The following is a 22,956-nucleotide window of genomic DNA, read 5'->3' on the forward strand; positions in this document are numbered from 1 at the left end:
ATATTATCATCTTAAATCAATGCAGAGAAGCCTGAGAAAGATCATAGAAAATACCTCGAGCAGAGATTAAATTTTCTGGTGTATCAAATTCCACAAGTTTTCCATCTTTAAATACTAAGATTCGATCACATTCTTTAATTGTATCAAGCCTGTGAGCAATGAAAAAAGAAGTTTTCCCATCCATTACGTTATGAATTCCATCATGAAGAATCTTTTCAAAGTATGGGTCCACGTGTGCTGTTGCTTCATCAAGGATAAGAATGCTAGGGTTTTGCAGGCAAACTCGAGTAAGCGAAATAACCTGTTTCTCACCTGCCGATAAGTTTGAGCCTCCATCTTTAATGACACTATCAAGAGTTAAATTTGAATAGCTCATAACCTTACTCATTCCAGTCTTATCACATATTGATAAAATATCCTTATCTGTAAGATCAGGATTAACTGAAAGGTTTTCACGAAGACTTCCATCAAAGATAATCACATCTTGAGAAACAATTCCAATTTGATCGCGATAATTATCGATATCAAGCTCTTTTAGGTTTTGCCCATCAATTAGAACATCACCTTTTTGATAGTCATACAGACGAGATAAAACTGCCACAGCAGTGGTTTTACCAGAGCCTGTTGGGCCGACAATTCCAATTTTTTCACCCTTTGTGATTTTAAATGATACATCATTTAGAGCATTGGAAATATCATTATATCCCATAGTGACGTGAGAGAATTCAATCTCTCCAATAACTTTATGTCGCCTCTCATCTCGTTGATCAAAGACTTCTTTTTCTGTTTGGACTTCAATAAAATTAGCGACACGATTTGTACTAGTGAATGCTGTAATAATATTGGCAACTTCCCTAAACAAAGACAGAACAGGCCAAAAGAATCTTTCACAATAACGCAAGAAGGCCACAAATAATGCAAGCGTTAGTGTTCCATCAACGACTGCACTCCCCCCTAACCAAACTAAGATTAACAGTGGAAGCCCGCAAAGAAACGAAAGCATTGGCATAGTAAAAGCATAGAAAGAATTGGCACCAAGCTGGACTGTTTGTTGATCATCAACTGCTGATTTAAAATTTGCATAAGACCAATCTTCAACACCAAAAGATCGAATAACGTGAATCCCATCAATATATTCAGAAAGTTTTGAATTGATATGTGATGAGTGCTTACTAATAGAGCGATTTAGTGCTCCTGTTTTATTTCTTGTTAATAGAAGAAAGGCCATCGCTGGCAACATCCCTATAATTACATATACACCAAGCTTAAAGTCAGTTAAAAGCATCGCCGTAGCAGAAGAGACAATCATAAGAACAGAAGTAACGATACGCCCTAATGAGCTAGTAAAGAATTTTTCAATCCCTTCTACATCGTGAGTCATACGAGTTACGATTCGCCCTTGTGGCCAAGAATCAAAAAACTTAAGGGGTAAGTGAGATAGCTTTTCAAATAATCTCTCTCTAATCTTTAAAATAACAAGACTAGTTTGAGTGATTAGATATCTTCTTCCACCAAATTGTAAAAGGATACTGATAAATTCTAAGGCCAGAATATATATGGCCCATTCTTTAGCTAATTTCCAATTTTCTTTTGCAAGCCCCTCACCGACAAGAACACCCATGGCATGACCTGAAACCATCGACAATACAGTAAATGAAGTCAGAAGAGTTATAGCAAATGCAATTTGTATACGATGACCTTTTGCATACTTAAAAAGAAATACAGAAGTCTTAAAGGCCGAATGACCTTGTTTCTTATAATTTGATTCTTCCTGATCATCTTGTGCAAGAAATTGTTTCGCCTTACTCATCACTCACCTCACGATCAAGATTAATCACTTTTTCACAATATTTTAAAGTCGACTCACGATGGGCAACCCAAACTAATGTGGAATTCGGTAGGAACTTATCAATATTTGATAAAATCTTCTCTTCAGTAACGGTATCAACGGCCGATAAACAATCGTCGAGAAGGAGAATCTCAGGCTTACGTACAAGACCTCTTGCTAGAGTAAGACGCTGTTTTTGTCCACCTGACAAATTGACTCCCCACTCTCCTAATTGAGTATCAAGCCCATCATCAAAGTTTTCAACGTCATTTTTTAGTCCTGCAACTTCGAGTACTTCCCAAAGAATCTCATCTGATAAGTCCTGATCCATCAAAATATTATTTCTAATAGAATCAGCAAAGAGAAATGATTTTTGGTGAACCATTGTTATATGAGACCTAAGAAACTTATGACTATATTCTTTAAAAGGTTTTCCAAAGAAATACACTTGTCCACTAAAGTCTCTTTCTAATCCACTTAGAATATTTAAGAGAGTTGTTTTACCAGTACCAATCTGGCCAATAATCCCAATACGCATCCCTTTTTTAACTTCGAGATTGATATCAGTAAGAATAGGTGTACTTTTCTCATAGCTAAAATTTAGATTCTTTATCGAAAAGACCTCTTCACCAGAAATCTCCTCACCTTCTTTTTCAGCAAGTAGGTAATCTTCTTTTAAATGAGTATAAATTTCAGCAAGTCTTTTTAGAGAAGTGAATGACTTTCTCCAATCTGAAATAATATAACCAAGTTCAGCAAGTGGATCTTGTAAGAGATAAACTAATCCTTGTATGGCAACAAACTCACCAACAGTAATCGTTCCATCCATTAAAAGAGTTATACCGTAAGTGAAAAGAATTATATAAGTGGCCATTGAGGCTGAGCCAGATGACGGAATATAAAGCATTGATGTGTGATTAGCGAGTAGTCTCATTTTTCGATACTTTTGAGCACCAGCATATAATCTCTTAAACCAAAAAGATGCCGTATTTCCTAATTTCTGTAATCTTACAGTGGAGATTGCCTTAGAAGTTTCATCGTTAAAGTATGAAAGATAGTCTTGAGCAACATCATATCGCTTCATTTCCATTGAAGAAATATAGCGAACAAAAATTGGAACAATTAACAATGCTAAGAATGAAATAATTGTAATTTTCACATTAATGAGAAATAGTGAAATGATTGTAAATAGGCCTAGGAATAAAACATCTGCAATACCAACAATTGTGAAGCCAAAAACAAAGCGAGCTTGTCCAACATCGCTATTTGCAGCACTCATTAAAATTCCTTTCGGGTATTTATTTACAAGAGTATCCATTGAAAAGTATTGTGCATTTTGCCAAATATCATCTTTTAAAAAACCACCAGCATGATGAGTTTGTCGACCTAAAAAGATACGCCACCCTACACGGCCAAAATATAGCATGATGCGTGACAGTGCCACTGCGCTAAAGATGAAGAAGAATTTATGTTTCAGGTCGTTACCATAAATAAATGAATCAATCGTCCAGGCAGGCATAGTCTTATGTGTTAAGAAGTCTACAACGTCGCCCATGGCCCTTGAATAAAATACCTGACAAATGTTGCAGACAATTATTGAGATAACACCTAGGAGATAGATTGATTTTTTTCGATTAAGGTAATTCAGCCAAATTTTATAATGCGTACTCATTGCAAAGATTATATGATTTTAATATGAGGTTTACTATTGTTTTATTTTTAATATTTTCTATCAATCAAATTGCTTTTGCTGAGCTTGAAGAATTTGACTCTGGGCCAGGAAATGCAAAGATTTTTCGCATTACTGCATTAGAGGAATATGTGAAGAAAATTCGCTCAGAAATCTCTGACCTTAAAACCGGCATGGATGATAAGATGAAAAAAGAGATTGAGTCACTGAAGAAAGAAATTGAGCAATTAAAGAAAAAAGAAACAAATTTAGATGGAATTGCCATTATAGAAGATCGACTAAATAAACTAGAACTAAAGCATAATGAAGATACAAAGAAAATGCAGGCAGACTTTAGAAATCTCCAACAAAATATCGATCAATCATTACTAGATTTATCAAATAAGATTCTCAACCGCATTCAAGTTTTTGAAAAGTATCTGCAAAAGCCGGCTAATTAGAACAATACTTAAAACCTGTATCTTTTCCTCCAAGAAGACCTAAGAAGCCAGATGTTTTCTTGGCGATAGTTGGTTGAGTTAAGTAAATTCCTGCTAAACGTTTTTCGTTTGAAATATATGATGAGCCCTTACTTAGATCTTTTTCTAAACAAAGTTCACTTCTAAGGTTTTTTAAATCTATTCCACTTAAGGCAACAACCTCAGCACTAAACCAATCAGCAAAGATCTCATCTAATTGATCACGTTGTTTTCCTGGAAGTGGGTATAGTGAACGATTACAAGTTGGATTAGCTAAGAGATTCTGGGCAACTTCCTTCTTAATAATATTATTTTGCACAAGAAAGGCCAATTGCGAGTCATCACGTTTTTTAGCACCAACACTCGAAGTATTCCTTAAGCAACTTTGTATACTAGTAAATGGATTCTTATTCTTATAAAAACCTGAAAAGCGACAGCTATCAAATGAGTGCGCTATCTCATGGGCCATAAGACTAACAAGGCTTGCCTGATACTTAGGATAAGCAAAATTTAGTCCATCTAAACCAACATTAATTTGGTTTGAATTTGGATCATAAGCAAAACCCCACTCAAGAAAGTCACGAGGGGCCTTTTCAACCTTTGTACCGATAACTTTTTCAGGGGTAAATATGCTAATCTTCTCGATGCGCTCTTTGATTTCTTTAAAAGCTTCATCTTTACCTATGAGAAGTTTTAAAACATTTATGGCATCACGTTTTGCTATGTCAAATGACTTCTTAAGCAATGATTTCTTCTCTTTTGTATATAGATTAGAAAAGACTTCACTCATTTCAGAATCCACAAGTTTTTGAATAACCTTTGGCCTTTCACTAAATGTCCCAGAAGATAGGACGATATTATCAACATAGTAAAGACGCCATTGTCTTGCGACATTAACAGGATCATTAACATCAAGCTTTCGGCGTTTAATCCAACTTGTCACAACGGGACTTTTTTTAGCAATGAGATTACTTAGCGCTTCATCTGCTACCGCGGCAACTTCTTTAGCATTTGCCATATCGGCCTTAAACTTTGCTATTTCATTGTAGATGGAGTCATCTTTAGAAAAAGAGACGCTCTTGCAATATGACTTCACAGCATCGTTAGCGTAAGTTGTAGGGATTATACAAAAAGTAAAAAGGGCCATAAAAAAGTTTTTCATAACTTAATTATAACCCCTATAGAATTAAATATATATTAGAACTATTTTCCTGAAACCACTTCTTGGTCAAAGTGATTCGACTTCATTCCACAATCAACAAGAACACCAGTGGCATTGATACCGCTTGAAGCATTTGAAAGTAAGAAGGCAACTGTATTGGCAACTTCTTGAGTTTTTAAGGCCTGCTTTCTCATGGTAAGCTTTTCAGCAAAGATATAATTATCAATATAGCCAGGGATTCCCGCTGAAGCCGATGTTTTTAAAGGCCCTGAGCAAACACTATTAAAGCGAACTTGTGAGAACTCACTAAAGCTCTTTGCAAGATATGAGCACGTTGTCTCAAGCATCGACTTAATTGGCCCCATATAACCATATGAAGTGGCCTTCGTATCCGAGATTGAAATCGTTACAACAGAAGCTTCGTGTTCAAATAGCGCTGCCAATTCATTTGATAATTGTACAAGTGAAAATGAAGAGATCTGTGTCGCCTGAGCAAAGTCTTCCCAAGATGTTTCATGAAAAGGCCTAGGGTTTGCAAGATTTGCAAAGGCAATTGAATGAAGCATACCATCGAGTTTAACTTCATCATTTTTTAGATTAATTGCTAATTCTTTAATTTGCTCTTCTTTTGTCACATCAACGATATAGCTTTTAGACTCAGGAAATAGCTTCTTTAGCTTTGCTTGATGCTCTTCACTTTGAACAGTAAAGACACAATTTCCACCATTTTCTATGATTGTCTTTGCACTAAAGTATGCAACAGACTTCTTATTAGCAACACCAGTTATTAGAAATAATTTATTTTCAAAATTTAAAAAACTCATTTAAACCTTTGCACATGTAAATTCAATAGCAAGAACGGTCTTACCATTTACTTTAGTTCTTCCTTTAAAGAAATAACCATTAGCAAGTTGATCTAGAAGCTCAACTTCCATAATAAGCTCATCTCCTGGACGAACCATATTCTTAAACTTAGCATTTGAGACTTTCGCAACAACTCCAAGGCCACTTTCACTTCCTGATGCCATTAAGCATGCACCACTTTGAAAGATTGCTTCTTGAAGAAGAACACCAGGCATAACAGGATTTCCTGGGAAGTGACCTTTAAAGAAGTCCTCTTCACCAGTTACTTGATAGCTTGTAATTATCTTATCAACTTCACCTTCTTGGCGTTCAATGATCTTATCAACAAATAAGAATGGCTCCCTTTGTGGGATAAGTTCTTTTACATCAATATTCATTATAGGCCACCTGTTACTTCAAGTGATGCACCTGTGATATAGGCGGCTTCTTTTGATGCTAGAAATTGCACAGCGTGAGCAACTTCTTCAACCTTACCAAATCTCTTTAAAGGAACTTGTTTCTTATATTCTTTCACTTGCTCAGCTGGAAGATCAGCAATTAATTCAGTTTCAATGAAACCTGGGCAAACGTTATTAATTGTAATTCCACGCTTACCAACTTCTTTAGAAATCGACTTACTCATGGCAACTTGGCCAGCTTTTGAAGCAGCATAATTTGCTTGTCCAGGAAGTCCTAGGCTTCCACCAACAGAGCTCATGTTAATAATTCTTCCATATCTTTTTGATAGGAAATGATTAACTGCTCTTTTAGTCATTAGGAAAGTTCCCGTTAGATTGATATCAAGAACTCTTGCCCAATCCTCATCTGGCATAATAGGTGAAAGATTATCCTTTCTGATTCCAGAGTTATTAACAAGAATATGGATTTGTTCGAATTGCTCATTCATACGATTCCAAAACTCTTCAACAGCACTAGCATCTGAAACATCAAAGGCTTCCAGATAGAGGTTTTCACCTAACTCACCTAGTTCTGCCTTAAAAGCATTGGCAGCATCGTGGTTTCCAGCATAGGTAGCAACAACACGAGCACCGCTTTTTAAAAAAGATTCCGTAATCCCGCGTCCAATTCCGCGCGTTCCACCTGTAACAATTGCAACTTGATCATTAAAATCAAACATATTTATTCCTTTTAAAATTTTATTCTTCTGTATTATCTAAGTAAGTATTTAAGTCATGTCCTACGATAATACCGTAGTTAGCAGCACCTAGCCAACCTGACATAATGATTCCAACAGAGCCTGCATGAAAGAGACCTTTCACCTGATTTGGAAGCTCTTTTGATACACCAAGCCCTTCAAACTTTGTTCCAAATGAAGAACCAAAGTGATGATGAGTGTATTTTTCAACTGTTTTTGGAGTTGATACATTCACATGCTCAACCTTATCCTTAAACCCAGGAACAAGAGTCTCCATCGTATCAAGAGCATTATTCTTTAAGTATTCCTTACGCTCTTTATACTCTTCTTCGCTCAGGTTCATCCAGTCTTCATAACGAGCATTGATACTCGAAACAACAGCATATTTTTGTTTCATATGCTTTCTCATATCTGGATAGTAGATTGAAAAAGTTTGAGAGTGCGCCTTCGGTGAAAGAAGTAAGTCAGTATCAAAATGATCAGAGCGTGAATAGAAAATGAGCTCACCAATATTTGGAATTGACTCACCTTCTTTAAGTCCCATAAATACCTGGCAAGAAGAAGAATTTACTCTTACGGCCTTGGCATCTTTAGCAAATTCTTGAGAATATTTTGCATTAGGAGTCATTTTAAAGATTGTATTATAAAGTGCAGAGTTGGAGATAACTGATCGAGATAGAACCTTTTCGTCTCCAACACGGATTCCCTTGGCCTGATTATCTTCAACAAGAATCTCATCAACCTTAGTATGAAGTTTAATATCAACGCCATTAGAAAGAAGCTCATCTTTCATCATACCAATGAGTTTATCCGTTCCACCTCTAAAGATATAGGCACCCTTATTCATGAAGTTAGAAAAAACGATTCCAAAAGTGATGGCCTCATCCTCAAGAGTTGATCCATTAGCATAGGCAATTGGCTCTAGTAAGAAACGAACTACATCGTTTCTCCCTGGAAAATACTTCTCAAATAATTGCCCATTAGTCATGGCCTCATCATCATAGAAGTTCATGGCACGTAATTCATCAAAGAAGCCCACAACATGCTCGCGAGAGAGATTAAATTTCTCAACTAAGATGTTGATATAATCTTCTTTTGTAAAATCAGTGTCGATTTCAAATTGCGGATTAATAAAGCGAATCTTATCAACTCGCTCAATACAATTTGCAATATCTTTTGACCAATAACGACGACAAGTTTTGATCATCCCAGCAGGAAAACCATGAAGAGAAATATCAAAGATATGTCTTTCACCTTCATTTGTTGGGCGTCTAAACCATGTAGCAAAGCCACCTAGTTTATTATGTGCCTCAAGAAGAAGAACACTTCTTCCATCTTTTGCTAATTTATTTGCTGCCGTCATTCCCGCTAGCCCTGAGCCTACGATAATAACGTCATAAAACTTAGTAATCGGATCTTTTTTCTTAAGTAATGCCATTTTTCTCTATACTTTCTTTTTTGTTATAATTTTTTCTTTAAAACCATTGTTGTTAGTTTATTTGTCTTCTTATTCACAACATAAACAATAAATGCAACGACGCGATTATCATTAATTCTTGGAGCGTGGACAAATGGAGAAGTTGTTGCATCTGCGACTTCATAGCGAACACCATTCATCTCAATCACATCACCTTCACCAATAACTTTTGACCACTGGCCATCGACATAAGAAAAAATCGCAGCATTGTTCTTTTTGTCGTATCCACGAATTAAAATATCACCAAGATTATTCATTGATGGAGAGAAAGCATCATACTTTGTAATTTCATCACCAATAGTAAGAACTGATTTTAAGATACCTTTATTAGAAGCATATAATTGCGTTCCATTTTCAGTTTCTGTCCATACAGCAACATCACCATTGTGGTTTACTGTATAAGTATTCATGATCTTTGTAATTTTTGAAGAAGGTTGACCATCCTTATCTTGCATAACGATTTGCTTTGCACCCTTTTTCATATTGTATAGGTAGAGACGATCTGGTTGATTCTCTGCAATTCCTCTTCCCATTCTAATTTTAGTTAATACGTAATTCCCGCTTGTTTGAGGCGTAAATACGTATCCAATATCCTTAGAGAAACTTGAGAAAAGATCATTTTCTCCATCTAAGTTGCGCATAACAATTCTTGCTCTTTTACCACCAAATGATTGACGATAAACAAGTACATCCTCTTCATTCATGGCAACGCCAGAAAGACCTGTGAATTGTCCTTCGAAGTTCTCATGCTCAAGACGCTTACCCGTTCTTAAATTAAATGTATAAATTCCAAGGTGCTCTGAACCGTTATTTGGAGCAAAAACAATATGCTTATCACCAGTATTTCCATCATCAAATAAGTAGAAATCACTTACTGCTTCATTTTGTGGAACGAGATAGCGCTTCATATTGTCACCATTGTCGCCACAAATAAAAGCGTAACCAGAAATTCCACCAGCAGCTCCTCCCATTGAGAAACATACTTCACCAGTATTCATCATACGAAGTGATGTACTGATCCAAAAAGTTTGCTGAGGTAGGTTATAATTATATTCACCTGAACTAGCTAAAAGTTCATAATTTGCTTGTGCACTCAGTAAAGTTAGAGATGCTATGGCCAATTTAAATAATTTTCTCATATCTTTCCCCTTCACGAACTGTTGTAGTCGTTGGATATGTGTGTTGTAAGAGGCGATATCATACCTAAACGGCCACATTTCGGCTAGGAATTGACGGGAATTTTTTGGGCCAAACAGTTAAAAATAGGATAGATTTATGAAATGTCGATACTATGTAACTTAAAAAATATAAATCTCGCCTTTGGGCAGAAAGTCATTTTCAATAACGCACAATTCTATATTGAGCACGGTGATAAAATCGGACTCATTGGCCTAAATGGAATGGGTAAGTCTTCTCTATTAAAAATTATAAATGAAGAGATCGCGCCAGATACATCGACTCCCCCATTTACCTTTGAGAAGGCCACGGCTTCACAAGGTCCAACGATGGAATTCAGTGTCTTTAAAGTCGACCAAAATTTCACTCTTCCAAATGAAGACATCACTATTGAAGACTATTTTTACTTTCAGTATCGCGACTTTGAAGTTCTAAATAATAAACTTGCTTCACTTGATCTTTCAACAGAGAAAGGACTTGCAGAGCAGAACAAAATTATGGAAGAGCTTGAACACAAGAAGTATTGGGATCTCAAAAATAATTACGAAAGTTATATCAAGGCCTTTGGCCTTACAGATCTTTCAATGAAAGTTAAAGGTCTCTCAGGTGGAGAGCAAAAGAAAGTTCAACTTAGCCTGGGCCTAACAGCAAGAGAGAACCTCATTCTTTGGGATGAGCCTACAAACCACTTAGACTTTGAAACAATTGAACAATTTGAAGATGAGATCATGAAGTCCAATAAAACTCACGTGATCATCTCCCACGACCGCTACCTTCTCTCAAAAGTTACTACAAAAATCTTTAATATCCACTCTGGAGTGGTTTCTCCTTTTAAAGGAACATATGCAGAGTATCTTGAATATACAAAGACTCAAGAAGAGCTACGTCTTAACTCTCTAACAAAGCTTAAGAACTCACTCAGACGAGAGACCGCTTGGATGCGACAAGGAGTAAAGGCCCGTCGAACTCGCTCAAAAAAACGTGTTGAAGACTTCAATGATCTTTCAAAGCAAGTTCAAAAACTAAAAGATCAGGCCCGCTCAAAGCTTGATCTAGCAATGAATGATAGTAATCGAAAAACAAAGCAGCTTGTACAATTCAAAGATGTGGATTTTGGTTACGATAATAAAGAAGTGCTATTTAAAGGGGTAAACCTTTCAATCTTTAAAGGCGACAAGGTCGGAGTCCTAGGTGAAAACGGGGTTGGAAAATCAACTCTCATGAAATTAGTTGCCGAAAAACTTAACCCGAGCGCAGGAAATATAAAAAGAGCAGATGATCTAAAGGTTTGTCTCTTTTCTCAGAAGCGAGATGAATTTGATCTTTCAAAATCACCTTATGATCTTCTTGGTGAAGGCGAAGACTTCATTCACTTTAAAAGTGGCCGCTCAATACACGTTGCAACCTACTTTCAAAACTTCCTCTTTGATCGCGGCGAACTTCATAGGCCTCTTTCAAGCTTTTCAGGTGGGGAGCTTAACAGGCTCCAGCTTGCCCTTAATCTTAAGATTGAAGCAGATATTTGGATTTTTGATGAACCGACAAATGACCTTGATATCGAATCGATAGAGATCTTAGAGCAAAAACTCGCCGAATTCCAAGGAACAGTCATCATCATCTCTCACGATAGGTCGTTCTTAGAAAATATTACCAATCGCGTTTGGCTCATTGAAGACAAGACCGTCACAAAATTCTCAAGTGGATTCACATTTGTTCGTCCATATCTTGAAGCAAGACAAATGGAGCGGGACCTAGAAAAACAATCGCAAGAAACATCTTCAAATAAAGAAGAAATAGCCGCACCTTCTATTAAGGAGACTCCAAAGCTTAACGACGTTCAAGTTGAAAAAATTGAAGAAGAAATTATGGAGCTTGAAGGACAGATTGAAAAGATTGACGAGCTACTTTCAAAGTTTGACTATTCCAATATGGATGAAGAAAAAAACCAACTCATTGCAGGATTAAACCAGAAGAAGTCCGACCTTAATGCCAAGATTGAAGCTTGCTTTGAAAAGCTCTCGTAATAAGAGGCTTAATAAAAAAAGAACCTATATATGCACTTTTTCATATAATTCGCTCTAATAATCTCAAAAGCATCTAAACATTTACGAGCTCTGCACTTCAAACATATTTACTAGCTTTATTATCTCATCTTTCGAATAATTATTAGATAAGAAATCGTTTATAACCACAGGAATCTTTGAGCTTTTACCTTTTTTGTTTAAAGAACTATCCCAAATATGATTAAATCCTCTTCTATGTTCATCATTAATTTTATAAATTGGTTTTAAGCTAATAAACAAATCATTTATCTTTTTAAAGTATCCAGTATTAAAAAATGGAACACTATCGACACTGCTATAATAATTAGAGCCATAAAAAATTTCAAAACGTCCATTGTCTGGATTAAAATTGATAAATATAGCAATACTATCTAATAACTCTTCTAATGGGATATTATATTTATTAATGATTGCTATAAAAAAAGTTTTAAATGTAATCCAGTAGTAGATTGCAGCTTTATCTGTTTCTGCTAATTCCTCGTTTATTAGAATTAAAGCCTGTAAATCTATAATAATCATATATTTCTTAACTTCTCTTGGTGTAAACATACAAATCCAGTCATGCTCCCCATCTTCAAGAAAAGGATATAGCCCATTACAGTTTTTAACAAAATGCTGAAAAATAATAGAAAAATTAATAGAAGGGTGTGTTTCTATGATAAAAGTTCTAGTCTGTATCTTTTTCAAGTTCATTTGAGACAAATTATCACTAAACTTTCTTATTCTATTTTCATACACTTCTCGATCATCATTGTCATTGTAACCAAAAACAAAAATATATTTCCCCCTACTCTCCACTAACATATCGATTAAATGCCACTGATCTATATAGCTAAGGCCACTTCGCTCTATATCATCTAACCAAATAATATGTTTACACTTACATATGCGATCATGAAAATAGTAAATTTTATTTTTTAATTTTTGTGAAAACTTAAAATAACTCAAAAACCGATCACTTATAAAGAAGAAAAGACCTAAAGACAGGAATATAGTAAAAAATAGTTCAAAGCGAATATGAGATAAAGAAAAACTATCATTAAAAAAGTTATTTGAAATAATATTATATAGTGGTATTAAAAGAAACTTCAGAGACTGGTATAATAGCACAATAAATATCGACGAAAGAAAAAGTAAAAAGAATTTCATCCTAAGAGAAATTAGCTTTAGTAATAGAGAATTTAAATATCGTACGCTACTGATATTTCGATATTGCAAGCTAGTTGATGAATCAACAATTCCTCCGTTATATTCTGTTAAAAAGTATTTTAAGAGAAATGACTTACCTGTACCATGCTTCCCAAGTAAAAAGATAAACTTTACTTCTTCTTTATTTGTAATTGTATATAATAACTTTTCAAATATTTGAATATATGCATCTGACAAAACGGGTACAGTTTTTGAATTAATAAGATCCCCCTAAAAATGAGTATTAAATGAGTTTTTTAATGTCTAATGATATTCAAAACACAGCCTTTTTATTAGCCAGGAGACGAACCGGTGTGCATAAACGCACACCTCTCGACAATACTTTCTAGCTGAAGAGTAAATGGCCAAGCACCGCATACAATAGACAGGTCTTGGCCAGTCAATTATGCGGATGCTTCATTAATAGCATTTGAAATAATTTTTGTAAGCTTTAATAGATCCTCAAGTTTCACATTGTGAAAGAGAGAAATTCTAAATTGGTTCTTACCAAGTTTACGATAAGAGTTGATTCCATTTGCAATGTTTTGATCTTCTAGAACTTTTACAAGTGCATTGGCATCGTACTTCTCATCAAGGTTGATCGTTGCAACAGATGTTGAGCGATACTTCTCATCTTGAACAAATGCTTCAAGGAAGCTTTCCTCTTTTGCCCATCCGTAAATTAACTCAGCTTTTTTATTTGCATGCTCAACGGCATACTTTTGTCCACCTTGTGAGTTCATAAGCTTTACTTGCTCATTAAGGAAGAAAAGAGTTGAAATACTTGGTGTATTATAAGTTTGATTCTTTACTGAATTATCAATCGCTGTCTTCCAATTCATAATCCCTGGAATATAGCGATCACTTGAATTAATTTCTTCAGCACGCTTTAGTGCCTTTGGCGACATGATGGCCACAAATAATCCACCTTCTGAAGCGAAAACTTTTTGAGGTGAAAAGAAGTAGCAGTCAATCTTTGATAAATCTAAAGGAATTTGACCTGCTCCACTAGTTGCATCAACGGCCACAAGAGTATCTTCACTAACTGTTGGGATTGTTGTTGTTTGCACACCAGTTGAAGTTTCATTAAGTGTAAAACAAACCATGTCGGCGTCAGCGTGATCCTGAGGCTCACACCCTTGTCCATATTCACTTGCAATCTCTTCGGCCTCAATCCAAGGAATTAAGTTATGTGACTTATACCACTTATTTGAAAACTCTCCACATGTGTAGTGAACACTTTTCTTTCTAACTAGACCAAGTCCAATCATATCAAAGAGAAAAGTTGCTCCACCGTTACCCATAACGATTTCATAACCTTCCGGTAGATTATAAAAACTTCTAAGTCCATCTTGAATTTCTTTAACAAGATTTTTCACAGCTGGTTTTCTATGTGATGTTCCAAGAAGTTCAGCTTTTGTATCAGCAAGCTTTTGGATAAATTCTGTTGGAATAAGAGATGGCCCGACACCAAAGCGTGGGTCACTTGGTACTAGTTCTGATGGTACTTTATAATTTTCGAACATATTAAATTCCTTTTCTAATAGTCATTACGGCAATTTTAATTAAATTCACACCATTTGCAAACAATAACATATTGCCAAATAATAAATTCTTCTTAACAATTGTGTCATGAAAAAGTTGACCTTAACAGTTGCATGCTTTGTCTTTTTCATGACAAGTCTCGTAACAAATCAAACAAATGCACAAATATACAATATACCTGGTGAGTTCTCTCTAGGTATAGGAAATATGACAAAGTACGTTGGAAAGGTTCAAAAGGACCTTGACGGTGGACGAAATTATTTTGATTTCAATCCATATCTTCGCGCCAATTACCGCTCAGACTTTTATTGGGATAAGAAGTTAATCCTTGAAATAGGCTTAACAATTCCACAAGAAGGAGCTGATGATGCAGTTACAGTAACAAATTTTTGGCTTCAAGCATTAATTGAACATGAGATTAGTGACTTTAGATTGCAGGCCGGTGCTGGACTCTTCTTCACTTATACGAAAATGGATGGTGAAGTTCAAACGCTTGGTAATGGAATTTCGACTCAACAATATAATACACCTTCAGATGTCCAAACGGCGGTTAATAATATTCTCGTGATAGGAAGTGACTATCTGTTAAATAAGGACATTTTTATCAATGGCCAAATTAGTGCCTTTAATATTGAAGACGGTGATGAGCGTGCATTTAGCTATGGGCTCTCAATTAATTACACACTAGGTAATAAGAAATGAAAATACTTTTAAGCTTTATCTTAGCTTTTTCGGCCCAGGCCTTTACTATCAATGCCAATATACCTATTCGCTTTGCAGATCCTGAAATTAGAGTTCACGTTGCAGACAATGCTTGCTCAAATATCACAGACAGCGCCGATGAAATTATGGATATGGTAGAAATAGCAGCAAGTAATTACTGGAATAAAATTTCAACAAGTAGCCTTCATTTAAAAGGTGGCAATATTCAAACTGTTGATAGCGCTTATACGACAAATGGAATCTGTAATGCTGGATCAGCTGGCTGCTCAACTCAAGTACCAGATACAAATAGAGATATCCTTATTGTCTGTAACGGCAATACTGATGTTTTCACTTCAGTTGGAATTCTGGCAGTAACCCTTCCAAATAATCTAAGTGGTGCAACAATTGTTGGCTCAGTTATTGGAATCAATGACATTGCTGGAACTAAGTATAATGACCAGACACGTGCCCAAAAAATAGCTCTCTTTGCTCATGAAATCGGTCACGCTTTTGGTCTAGGTCATTCAAAGCTTGAGGACTCACTCATGTATTTTAGAAACCTAACAGGGCGAGAAACTATTGGAGAAGACGACTGGGACGGAGCGACTTACCTCTACCCTAAAGAGCAGATTCCAATGTGCGGAACCATAGAGCAGATCGATAAACAGATCGATGACAAGCTTGAGGGCACAAACTTGTCTGAACACTCTGCTGCAAAGCCTTCCGGTGGTTTTTTCATAGGTGCTATCATGTTATTATTGAGTTTAATAATAACAAGATTTACGAATCAAGAAAAAATTTGTTAAGAAGTTAAATTTTTTTCTAAAGATTCAAACAGTAAGTGCCGATAATCACATTATGGAATCAAAGTCAGGAAAATTTATTTTAGGTATTCTTATCATTTTTCTATTTAAAGTCGCAATTGCTGACAATATGAGAGATACCAAACCACATGAAGTTAAGATCTCTGTTCTTAAGTAAGCGCTAATTTCGTAAAGTGCTCACCTCTTTTGATATAGTTCAGATACTGATCAAATGAAGGAAAGGCCGGCGAAAAGAGAATTACTTTTGCTTCAAATCCAGCTTTAAACACATCATCCAAATTCTCATAATACTCACAATCAATTTCACGGCATTCATTACTTAAAATCTTTCCAGACTCACCAAAAAAGTAAATCTTTCTTATCTCATTCTTGAATTCATCTAAGCGAGAAAGCTGATTATCACCTTCGCCTCTTAATTGACCACCAATGATAAGATCCACATTACCTAAGTTTTCAACTCCTTTAAGTGCAATACAAGTAGAATCCCAATTAGTGGATTTTGCATCATTAAAAAAGTATTGATCAGATTCATGTTTAATTAATTGCAAGCGATACTCAACACCATGGAAGCTCTCACAAGCACCTTTAAAAGCATCAATATTACCTGTAAAAGCATCCCACAAGAGGTAGACGAAGTAAGTATTGATAATATTGTGTTCACCAAATATTTTAAGTTTTGAGACATCGATATAAGAAGATAATTCAGAGATAATCTTTTTCATATCAAGATCTAGTGCATGGCCATTTCTCATCTCATATGGAATTGCCACAGGAAGGCCACTTGGATAATAGGCCACTCCACCATTTTGCATATTCTTAAAGATTTCATACTTATCAAGTCCATATTCCTCGATACTATGATAGCGCTCGCCATGACTAAAAGTGAGATTTAAAAGTCCGGCCACATCACATTGAAATTCCTCAATGAGATTTAACTGAAAGCTTGAAAGCTCTAGGATAATTCCCTGGGCCTGCTCTCTTTCACCACTCATTCGCTCGTAGATATAATCACAAAAAGGCACACCAATATTGCCACCTATGAAGTAATCCCCTGTCGTATCATACTTTGCACACTCTGCAAGAAAGCTAACAACAGTGGTTTTTCCATTAGTTCCAGTAACGCCCAGAATTGGAGCATCAGCAAATTTATAAGCAAGTTCAATTTCACACCAAATAGGACATGTAACACCATCAAAGATATCAATATCCTTAGAGATTCCTGGAGATAGAATAATCAAATCCATCTCTTTTAATAGCGCATTTGAATTTTCTTGCTCCACCTTGCCCAGAATACTTCTTGTCTCTTCATATCTTGGCCAAGTCTCAACCTCACCTTGATTAACTAAATAAACGTCCTTTTCAAGAAATGTCAGAAGGCGAAGGGCCGAGCGACCTGAAACACCGAGTCCTACAACTGCAATTTTATTATATGGATTAAGAGATTCATTAATAATCATAGAAAAGTCCCGTTTTAAATGGTGGTTAGTCATGCTATAAATAACGTGATGAATTACCAGCAGCAATTTACTTCTATTATAAACATTCTACGGCCATATAGTGAAATATGGCAAAGAGAAGTTATTGATCAATTCCGTGCTGGAAAACTAGATCAAGTCTATCCTAAAGAGCTCATTGCACCACTACGAGAAATAACAGCTCAAGAACAATTCAAAGTTGATTGCAAAAGAATTTATGACTCACTTCCAGAATCAGACTTAAAAGATCTCTTTAATTCATTAAAGAGCTTAGAAGAAGTTGAGGTCATTGATAAAGAGATGACGGCCGGAATTGAGAAGCTTCCAAGCTGGGCCTTTCACAAAGTTAAGGGAAAGAAGCAATACGAGATTCTAACTATTGCAAACTTCCTCACGAACTTACAAAAAAATAAAGAGATCAAATTTAAACATGTTGTTGATATCGGCGGAGGAGTAGGCCACCTTAGTAGAACTCTAGCCTACTACTTTGGTATGGATATGATCAGTCTTGATATAAATCCAGAGTTTCAAGAGATAGGGAAAAAGAGACTTGAAAAATTCCCTAAGCCGCAAGGTCACAAGAATGTCCAATTTATCAATCATGACTTTTCAATCGATTTAGCAGATGAAAAGAATGAAGAAATCTTTTGCGATAATTCATTTTCACTAGGCCTTCATACTTGCGGGCCACTTGCTGTTAAACATATGCAGGTTGCAGCGAAACATCAAAGCAGTGGAATGCTAAATTTCGGTTGCTGCTATAATAAGCTTACACCTAAAAGTGATATTAACCTCTCAAACTTTGCCAAAGAAAATAATCCACTTGAGTTTGGACGCGATAGCTGCACTCTTGCGACCAGAGGTCATCAAAGTATGACCTATGAAGATTTTGAGCAAAAAAGAAAAGTTAAATACTATCGCTACTGCTTACAATTTTATATTGATGACATCTACGGACAAGACAAAGAAGTTATGCCTATTGGTGATGCACATAAAAGGCTTTATCTTGGTGACTTTGCAACCTATGCAAAATCAAAGTGCCACGAAAATAATATACCAATAAATTTTTCAGATGAAGAATTTGAAGAGTATTTAAAAAAGCATGAAGATATTCTAGAGACACTATTCCTTTGCGATATTATTCGCTGGCAATTTGGACGAGCACTTGAGCTATACATCCTTATTGATCGTGTTATGATGTTACAAGAGATGAATAAAGAGGCCAAGCTTATGAGCTTCTTTGATGAAGAAGAATCACCTCGCAACATGGGAATCTGGTATTATGACAAAGAATAAGAAGTTCGCTCTTATAACAGGTGCCACAACTGGGATGGGTGAGGCCTTTGCTAATTACTTTGCAAGTGCTGGAATCAATCTCTACCTTCACGGCAGAAATAGTGAAAAACTAAGTGCAAACGCAAAGACCTATCAAGATAAGTATCACGTTGAATGCAAGGTTATAGTTAAAGACCTCATAGAAGATGATGCCAGCTCGTTTTTAATTAAAGAAGTAACAACTCCAATTAATTACCTCGTCAATAATGCAGGTTTTGGAGTAGCTGGTAAATATCAAGATACTGATATTGAAAAACAAATTGCCATGCAAAGAGTTCACGTTGAAGTGCCTATGAGACTGACACATCACTTCTTAAAACAAGATGATCAATTACAGATTATAAACGTGGCCTCTCTTTATGCTTTCTTCCCTGTTCCTAGACAATGCATTTACGCTGCTTCAAAAAGCATGATTCACTCTTTTTCCCTTGCTCTTTATCGCGATCTCATTGGAACGAATAAAACTGTTATCTCTGTTTGCCCAGGACTCGTTTATACTCAATTTCGAATTAATCAAGGTAAACAAGAGAAAAAACACTTCTCAGGTATTTGGCCAAAACAGGTTGTTGAGGAAACATTGAATGCTCTTTCTAAACAATCGCCATTTATTATTCCTGGCAGATTCAATAGAATTTTCAAAACACTTTTAACGACGCTCCCCACAAAAGTGTCATTACGCATAATTGAGAGAGTTAACACAGGGCGCGGATACTAAATACTTTCTTACAATACCTGTCAGATCTAGTCAGAATTAAAAATGCACCTTAAAATGCCTTCACACAACACACACGATTATTCAAATAATTAATTTTATGAGGGACATAAATGCAAACTACCACAATCAATATTGATGAAATCAAATTAAATTCTCAGTACCTTAGAACAGAGACAGATGTAGAAACATTAAAGAATAGTATCGAAAGTATTGGACTAATTAATCCTCTCACAATTAATAAAGAAAACGAATTACTTGCAGGAGCAAGAAGATATACAGCTTTAAAAGAGCTAGGAATCACTGATATTCCAGTTCACGTTGTTGATAGAAAGAGCCTAGAGCAAGAACTTATCTCAATTGATGAAAACCTTGTTAGAAAGCCACTTGATAAACTTGAGTTTGAGAAGTGTCTTAATCGTGGTCGCGAAATCTATGAAGAATTAAATCCAACTGCTACAAAAATTGAAGTTGATAAAATCGCAACAACGACTGAAGAGAAGAAACTTGAAAAAGCTCAAGAAGAGCAAGATATGGACTCTTTTGCAGCTGTTACTGCCCAAAAAACAGGACTTTCTAAAAGCGTTATTAAAGGTGCAATCAAAAGAGACGCACTTGCTTCAGAACATGTTAAGAAGGCCCGTCGTCTTGGCCACTTAAATGCTAGCCAAACAAATGAGATCATTAAGCTTGATAAAGAAACACAAGAGAAGATCCTTCCAATGATTGCTGACAAAACAGTAAAGGAAGCAAAGCAAATTATCACAGCTGCAAAACGTGGTGGAATTGAAGAAGCAAATCAAGAAATTGAGACAATGATTCCACTTCCAAAAGAATATGCACATCTAAGAAACCTCTCTAAGAGACTAAATAAAAATCTAACGAGAATTCTTCTAGAAGAGCTAACTTATGAAGGTAAAGAAGCAGACTCAATCATGAAAGAGATGAGAAAACTGCAAGAAAACCTGAACCACTTTTTTAAAATGGGAACGACAGGTAGCATGACAAGCACTGAGTCAATTGATGATGATGAGCATTCAGAGTCAACTCCAGTAGCCTTAGAAGAAGGCGCACAAGAATTCACACCAGAATACACTCTTTAATAAACGTTTACCTCTGGTCAATGTCATCTTTTTTAGACAAAATAGACCAGAGGTAAATTTATGAAAAAACAAAACTCAAATCTCATTTTTATTTCCTGGATTGTTGCCATGATAGCAACAGTAGGAAGCTTATTCTTTAGTGTTATTATGGAGTTCACTCCTTGTTCACTTTGTTGGTACCAAAGAGTGGCCATGTATCCCCTTGCTATAATTTTTCTCTTTGGCGTCTACGATGAAGAACACTATTGCATGAAAACAAGTATTCCTTTCACTGTCATTGGATGGGCCATTGCCGTTTATCACAATCTTCTTCAATGGGAAATTATACCAGAAAGTGCCTCACCTTGTTTAAGTGGAGTACCATGTTCAGCAAAATGGATAAATTGGTTTGGATTTATTTCCATTCCATTTCTATCACTTATGGCATTTACAATTTTACTAATAACTCTAGTAATATATTACAAAAATAAAAAATCAATGAGGACAACAAATGAATAAGAATTACAAAATCATCAGTGTTGTGATTGCTCTTATTGCAATCTTTGCTATCGCAACAACAGTTTACAAAAAACAACAAAGTAAGAAGCTTGGTATGCAAGCTAATGAAAATTATAAACTCTTTGTTCCAGACTATGCCCCATCAATGGGACCTGAAGATGCTCCTGTTACAATCGTAGAGTTTCTTGATCCAGAGTGTGAATCATGTCGCGCATTTTATCCATATGTTAAAAATGTTATGGCAAAGTACGAAGGACAAGTAAGACTTGTAGTTCGTTATGCGGCCTTTCACAAGAATTCAAGTTATGCCATTGCAATTCTAGAGGCAACGAGAAAGCAAGACAAATACTGGGAAACTCTTGGTGTCTTATTTAAAAGTCAACCAGCTTGGGGAAATCATCACAACCCAAGACCAGATCTCATTTGGAATTATCTTCCAACAATTGAGGGACTAGACATTGAAAAAGTAAAAGAAGATATGCACGATCCAAAATTCATGGAGATTGTAAAAAAAGACATGGAAGATGGAAAGAAACTTGGAGTACGTGGTACCCCTACTTTCTTTATCAATGGGAAACCATTAAAGAATTTCAGTTACAACCAACTTGAACTACAAGTCAAGGAAGAGCTTGAAAAATAATGCATACCTTTGCTAACTCCCACTTTCTCAAAATCATAGAAGACAGTGGGAGTGCATCTCCTCAGAGAGGATGGCATCCAGTCCACCTAACTAAAAATGACAACACTCTTATCTCATATGTAAAAGATCATAGTTACGGTGAGTATATATTTGATTGGGCCTGGGCCGACCTTTATTACAGAATGGGCCTTGAATATTACCCCAAACTCATTCATGCTATTCCTTTCACACCTGTTAATAATAGTAAATTCACAAAAGATCTTGATTCAGATCTTTTAAAAGAATCATTTGAGTTTTATCAAAACTCTCCTTTTTCAAGTGAGCACTATTATTTTACTGACAAGGAATACACACAATTAGAGGATTTAGGTTTCTTTAAACAACTCACGACTCAATATCACTTCATAAATGAATATGACTCTTTTGAAGATTATCTTTCAAAACTAAGAAAGAATAAAAGAAAGAATATAAAGAAAGAAAGACGAACTTGTGATGCATACGAGCTTAAAATAGAGAAAGTAGACGCAAGAGATCTACAAATAGAAGAACTTAAGCAGATCTATGGAATCTATTTAACAACCATCGATAAGAAGTCAGCTTACCCCTATTTAACGTTAGAGTTCTTTATTGGACTTAAAGAATTAGATAATTGCTTCTTCCACCTGGCCTATCTTGCAAGTAAAGAAGATGAGATTATTGCCATGGCAATGTTCTTTGAATCAGAGACAAAGCTTTATGGACGCTACTGGGGAATTCATCCTCTTTATCAAAGCAGTTTTGATTTTCTTCACTTTGAAATGTGTTATTACATGGGAATGGAATACACAATAGATAAAGGGCTTAGAATATTTGAAGCCGGCGCACAAGGTGAACAAAAACTTTACCGAGGATTTCGTCCAGTGGAAATTGAGTCCTGGCATCATTTAAAGAATATTCAGATTCACGAAGCTCTTAGACAACATGTACTAAACCAGAATAAACAAGTGCAACATTATCATCAGAAATTAAATGAGCTTCTTCCCTTTAAGAAGTAGGTACGTCGATACTTTTGGCCTTTGACCAAAAGTATCGACGTACC

General features: G+C 35.7%; 22 protein-coding genes. 11 read left to right on the plus strand and 11 right to left on the minus strand.

All coding sequences use genetic code 11. The annotated features are described in order from the left end of the window. Nucleotides 1–16: 16 nt before the first annotated feature. Together DAY19_RS14695 and DAY19_RS14700 are read right to left on the minus strand one after the other, a co-directional pair. Nucleotides 17–1,810, minus strand: coding sequence for an ABC transporter ATP-binding protein (locus tag DAY19_RS14695; RefSeq protein WP_115363826.1), 1,794 nt, complete (start codon nt 1,808–1,810; stop codon nt 17–19). Next, a complete protein-coding gene (locus DAY19_RS14700) occupies nt 1,803–3,500 on the minus strand; it encodes an ABC transporter ATP-binding protein (RefSeq protein WP_115363828.1) in 1,698 nt (565 codons plus the stop codon). The genes DAY19_RS14695 and DAY19_RS14700 overlap by 8 nt, the downstream gene beginning before the upstream one ends. A gap of 23 nt (nt 3,501–3,523) precedes the next feature. On the opposite strand from DAY19_RS14700, the gene DAY19_RS14705 reads away from it, so the two are divergent. Further along, nucleotides 3,524–3,958, plus strand: a complete 435-nt coding sequence (locus tag DAY19_RS14705; RefSeq protein WP_133296993.1) for a coiled-coil domain-containing protein — start codon at nt 3,524–3,526, stop codon at nt 3,956–3,958. Here the strand turns inward: DAY19_RS14705 and DAY19_RS14710 are convergent. From DAY19_RS14710 to DAY19_RS14735, 6 genes are read right to left on the minus strand one after another with little or no spacing between them, the layout of a single operon-like run. Then, nucleotides 3,951–5,138 carry a hypothetical protein gene (locus tag DAY19_RS14710; protein WP_115363832.1) on the minus strand — a complete coding sequence of 396 codons (1,188 nt, stop codon included), beginning with the start codon at nt 5,136–5,138 and terminating at the stop codon, nt 3,951–3,953. The genes DAY19_RS14705 and DAY19_RS14710 overlap by 8 nt on opposite strands. Nucleotides 5,139–5,179: 41 nt before the next feature. Then, the gene (locus tag DAY19_RS14715; protein ID WP_115363834.1) at nt 5,180–5,962 is read right to left on the minus strand and encodes an enoyl-ACP reductase FabI; all 783 of its coding nucleotides are present in this window, start codon (nt 5,960–5,962) and stop codon (nt 5,180–5,182) included. Beyond that, complete coding sequence (gene fabZ / locus DAY19_RS14720; RefSeq protein WP_115363836.1) at nt 5,963–6,379, minus strand: 3-hydroxyacyl-ACP dehydratase FabZ; 417 nt, start codon at nt 6,377–6,379, stop codon at nt 5,963–5,965. Then, nucleotides 6,379–7,119, minus strand: coding sequence for an SDR family oxidoreductase (locus DAY19_RS14725; RefSeq protein WP_115363839.1), 741 nt, complete (start codon nt 7,117–7,119; stop codon nt 6,379–6,381). Before DAY19_RS14725 ends, fabZ begins: the two co-directional genes overlap by 1 nt. 19 nt (nt 7,120–7,138) lie before the next feature. Next, complete coding sequence (locus DAY19_RS14730; protein WP_115363841.1) at nt 7,139–8,575, minus strand: phytoene desaturase family protein; 1,437 nt, start codon at nt 8,573–8,575, stop codon at nt 7,139–7,141. A 23-nt stretch (nt 8,576–8,598) separates the two neighbouring features. Next, on the minus strand, nt 8,599–9,753 hold the full coding sequence (locus DAY19_RS14735) for a hypothetical protein (protein WP_115363843.1): 1,155 nt from the start codon (nt 9,751–9,753) through the stop codon (nt 8,599–8,601). Between the two features lie 141 nt (nt 9,754–9,894). Between DAY19_RS14735 and DAY19_RS14740 the strand changes: the two genes are divergently transcribed. Continuing rightward, nucleotides 9,895–11,814, plus strand: a complete 1,920-nt coding sequence (locus DAY19_RS14740; protein ID WP_115363845.1) for an ABC-F family ATP-binding cassette domain-containing protein — start codon at nt 9,895–9,897, stop codon at nt 11,812–11,814. A gap of 81 nt (nt 11,815–11,895) precedes the next feature. Here the strand turns inward: DAY19_RS14740 and DAY19_RS14745 are convergent, their stop codons facing one another. Together DAY19_RS14745 and DAY19_RS14750 are read right to left on the minus strand one after the other, a co-directional pair. Continuing rightward, nucleotides 11,896–13,239: a hypothetical protein gene (locus DAY19_RS14745; protein ID WP_115363847.1), complete on the minus strand. Its 1,344-nt coding sequence runs from the start codon at nt 13,237–13,239 to the stop codon at nt 11,896–11,898. A gap of 206 nt (nt 13,240–13,445) precedes the next feature. Next, complete coding sequence (locus tag DAY19_RS14750; RefSeq protein ID WP_115363849.1) at nt 13,446–14,567, minus strand: aminotransferase class V-fold PLP-dependent enzyme; 1,122 nt, start codon at nt 14,565–14,567, stop codon at nt 13,446–13,448. Nucleotides 14,568–14,673: 106 nt separating this feature from the next. Here DAY19_RS14750 and DAY19_RS14755 point away from each other — a divergent pair, with 106 nt between their 5' ends. From DAY19_RS14755 to DAY19_RS15480, 3 genes are read left to right on the plus strand one after another with little or no spacing between them, the layout of a single operon-like run. Further along, nucleotides 14,674–15,288, plus strand: coding sequence for a hypothetical protein (locus DAY19_RS14755; protein WP_133296994.1), 615 nt, complete (start codon nt 14,674–14,676; stop codon nt 15,286–15,288). Beyond that, a complete protein-coding gene (locus tag DAY19_RS14760) occupies nt 15,285–16,097 on the plus strand; it encodes a matrixin family metalloprotease (RefSeq protein ID WP_115363852.1) in 813 nt (270 codons plus the stop codon). Before DAY19_RS14755 ends, DAY19_RS14760 begins: the two co-directional genes overlap by 4 nt. A 52-nt stretch (nt 16,098–16,149) precedes the next feature. After that, a complete protein-coding gene (locus DAY19_RS15480; protein WP_255509259.1) occupies nt 16,150–16,272 on the plus strand; it encodes a hypothetical protein in 123 nt (40 codons plus the stop codon). On the opposite strand, the gene murD is transcribed toward DAY19_RS15480, so the two are convergent. Beyond that, complete coding sequence (gene murD, locus DAY19_RS14765; protein ID WP_158536927.1) at nt 16,265–17,572, minus strand: UDP-N-acetylmuramoyl-L-alanine--D-glutamate ligase; 1,308 nt, start codon at nt 17,570–17,572, stop codon at nt 16,265–16,267. The two genes, DAY19_RS15480 and murD, sit on opposite strands and share 8 nt — an antisense overlap. 48 nt (nt 17,573–17,620) lie before the next feature. On the opposite strand from murD, the gene DAY19_RS14770 reads away from it, so the two are divergent. The 6 genes from DAY19_RS14770 (at nt 17,621) to DAY19_RS14795 (ending at nt 22,912) form a co-directional block, all read left to right on the plus strand. Continuing rightward, nucleotides 17,621–18,886, plus strand: a complete 1,266-nt coding sequence (locus DAY19_RS14770; RefSeq protein WP_158536928.1) for a methyltransferase — start codon at nt 17,621–17,623, stop codon at nt 18,884–18,886. Beyond that, nucleotides 18,834–19,640, plus strand: coding sequence for an SDR family NAD(P)-dependent oxidoreductase (locus DAY19_RS14775; RefSeq protein WP_115363858.1), 807 nt, complete (start codon nt 18,834–18,836; stop codon nt 19,638–19,640). Before DAY19_RS14770 ends, DAY19_RS14775 begins: the two co-directional genes overlap by 53 nt. A 110-nt stretch (nt 19,641–19,750) precedes the next feature. Continuing rightward, on the plus strand, nt 19,751–20,740 hold the full coding sequence (locus tag DAY19_RS14780) for a ParB/RepB/Spo0J family partition protein (protein WP_115363860.1): 990 nt from the start codon (nt 19,751–19,753) through the stop codon (nt 20,738–20,740). A 60-nt stretch (nt 20,741–20,800) separates the two neighbouring features. Continuing rightward, on the plus strand, nt 20,801–21,238 hold the full coding sequence (locus DAY19_RS14785; RefSeq protein ID WP_115363862.1) for a disulfide oxidoreductase: 438 nt from the start codon (nt 20,801–20,803) through the stop codon (nt 21,236–21,238). Further along, nucleotides 21,231–21,878, plus strand: coding sequence for a DsbA family protein (locus DAY19_RS14790; protein ID WP_233500286.1), 648 nt, complete (start codon nt 21,231–21,233; stop codon nt 21,876–21,878). The genes DAY19_RS14785 and DAY19_RS14790 overlap by 8 nt, the downstream gene beginning before the upstream one ends. Further along, on the plus strand, nt 21,878–22,912 hold the full coding sequence (locus DAY19_RS14795) for a peptidogalycan biosysnthesis protein (protein WP_115363864.1): 1,035 nt from the start codon (nt 21,878–21,880) through the stop codon (nt 22,910–22,912). The genes DAY19_RS14790 and DAY19_RS14795 overlap by 1 nt, the downstream gene beginning before the upstream one ends. Nucleotides 22,913–22,956: the final 44 nt, after the last annotated feature.

Origin of the sequence: Halobacteriovorax vibrionivorans (assembly GCF_003346865.1) — a bacterium.
Lineage (GTDB): Bacteria > Bdellovibrionota > Bacteriovoracia > Bacteriovoracales > Bacteriovoracaceae > Halobacteriovorax_A > Halobacteriovorax_A vibrionivorans.

Bases quoted from the DNA above. Each gene is read 5' to 3' on its own strand.
- DAY19_RS14775 (WP_115363858.1), top strand. From the start codon at position 18,834: ATGAAGAAGAATCACCTCGCAACATGGGAATCTGGTATTATGACAAAG.
- DAY19_RS14730 (WP_115363841.1), bottom strand. From the start codon at position 8,575: ATGGCATTACTTAAGAAAAAAGATCCGATTACTAAGTTTTATGACGTT.
- DAY19_RS14710 (WP_115363832.1), bottom strand. From the start codon at position 5,138: ATGAAAAACTTTTTTATGGCCCTTTTTACTTTTTGTATAATCCCTACA.
- fabZ (WP_115363836.1), bottom strand. From the start codon at position 6,379: ATGAATATTGATGTAAAAGAACTTATCCCACAAAGGGAGCCATTCTTA.
- DAY19_RS14750 (WP_115363849.1), bottom strand. From the start codon at position 14,567: ATGTTCGAAAATTATAAAGTACCATCAGAACTAGTACCAAGTGACCCA.
- DAY19_RS14695 (WP_115363826.1), bottom strand. From the start codon at position 1,810: ATGAGTAAGGCGAAACAATTTCTTGCACAAGATGATCAGGAAGAATCA.
- DAY19_RS14715 (WP_115363834.1), bottom strand. From the start codon at position 5,962: ATGAGTTTTTTAAATTTTGAAAATAAATTATTTCTAATAACTGGTGTT.
- DAY19_RS14725 (WP_115363839.1), bottom strand. From the start codon at position 7,119: ATGTTTGATTTTAATGATCAAGTTGCAATTGTTACAGGTGGAACGCGC.
- DAY19_RS14795 (WP_115363864.1), top strand. From the start codon at position 21,878: ATGCATACCTTTGCTAACTCCCACTTTCTCAAAATCATAGAAGACAGT.
- DAY19_RS14760 (WP_115363852.1), top strand. From the start codon at position 15,285: ATGAAAATACTTTTAAGCTTTATCTTAGCTTTTTCGGCCCAGGCCTTT.
- DAY19_RS14705 (WP_133296993.1), top strand. From the start codon at position 3,524: ATGAGGTTTACTATTGTTTTATTTTTAATATTTTCTATCAATCAAATT.
- DAY19_RS14740 (WP_115363845.1), top strand. From the start codon at position 9,895: ATGTCGATACTATGTAACTTAAAAAATATAAATCTCGCCTTTGGGCAG.
- DAY19_RS15480 (WP_255509259.1), top strand. From the start codon at position 16,150: ATGGAATCAAAGTCAGGAAAATTTATTTTAGGTATTCTTATCATTTTT.
- DAY19_RS14790 (WP_233500286.1), top strand. From the start codon at position 21,231: ATGAATAAGAATTACAAAATCATCAGTGTTGTGATTGCTCTTATTGCA.
- DAY19_RS14755 (WP_133296994.1), top strand. From the start codon at position 14,674: ATGAAAAAGTTGACCTTAACAGTTGCATGCTTTGTCTTTTTCATGACA.
- murD (WP_158536927.1), bottom strand. From the start codon at position 17,572: ATGATTATTAATGAATCTCTTAATCCATATAATAAAATTGCAGTTGTA.
- DAY19_RS14785 (WP_115363862.1), top strand. From the start codon at position 20,801: ATGAAAAAACAAAACTCAAATCTCATTTTTATTTCCTGGATTGTTGCC.
- DAY19_RS14780 (WP_115363860.1), top strand. From the start codon at position 19,751: ATGCAAACTACCACAATCAATATTGATGAAATCAAATTAAATTCTCAG.
- DAY19_RS14735 (WP_115363843.1), bottom strand. From the start codon at position 9,753: ATGAGAAAATTATTTAAATTGGCCATAGCATCTCTAACTTTACTGAGT.
- DAY19_RS14700 (WP_115363828.1), bottom strand. From the start codon at position 3,500: ATGAGTACGCATTATAAAATTTGGCTGAATTACCTTAATCGAAAAAAA.
- DAY19_RS14770 (WP_158536928.1), top strand. From the start codon at position 17,621: ATGAATTACCAGCAGCAATTTACTTCTATTATAAACATTCTACGGCCA.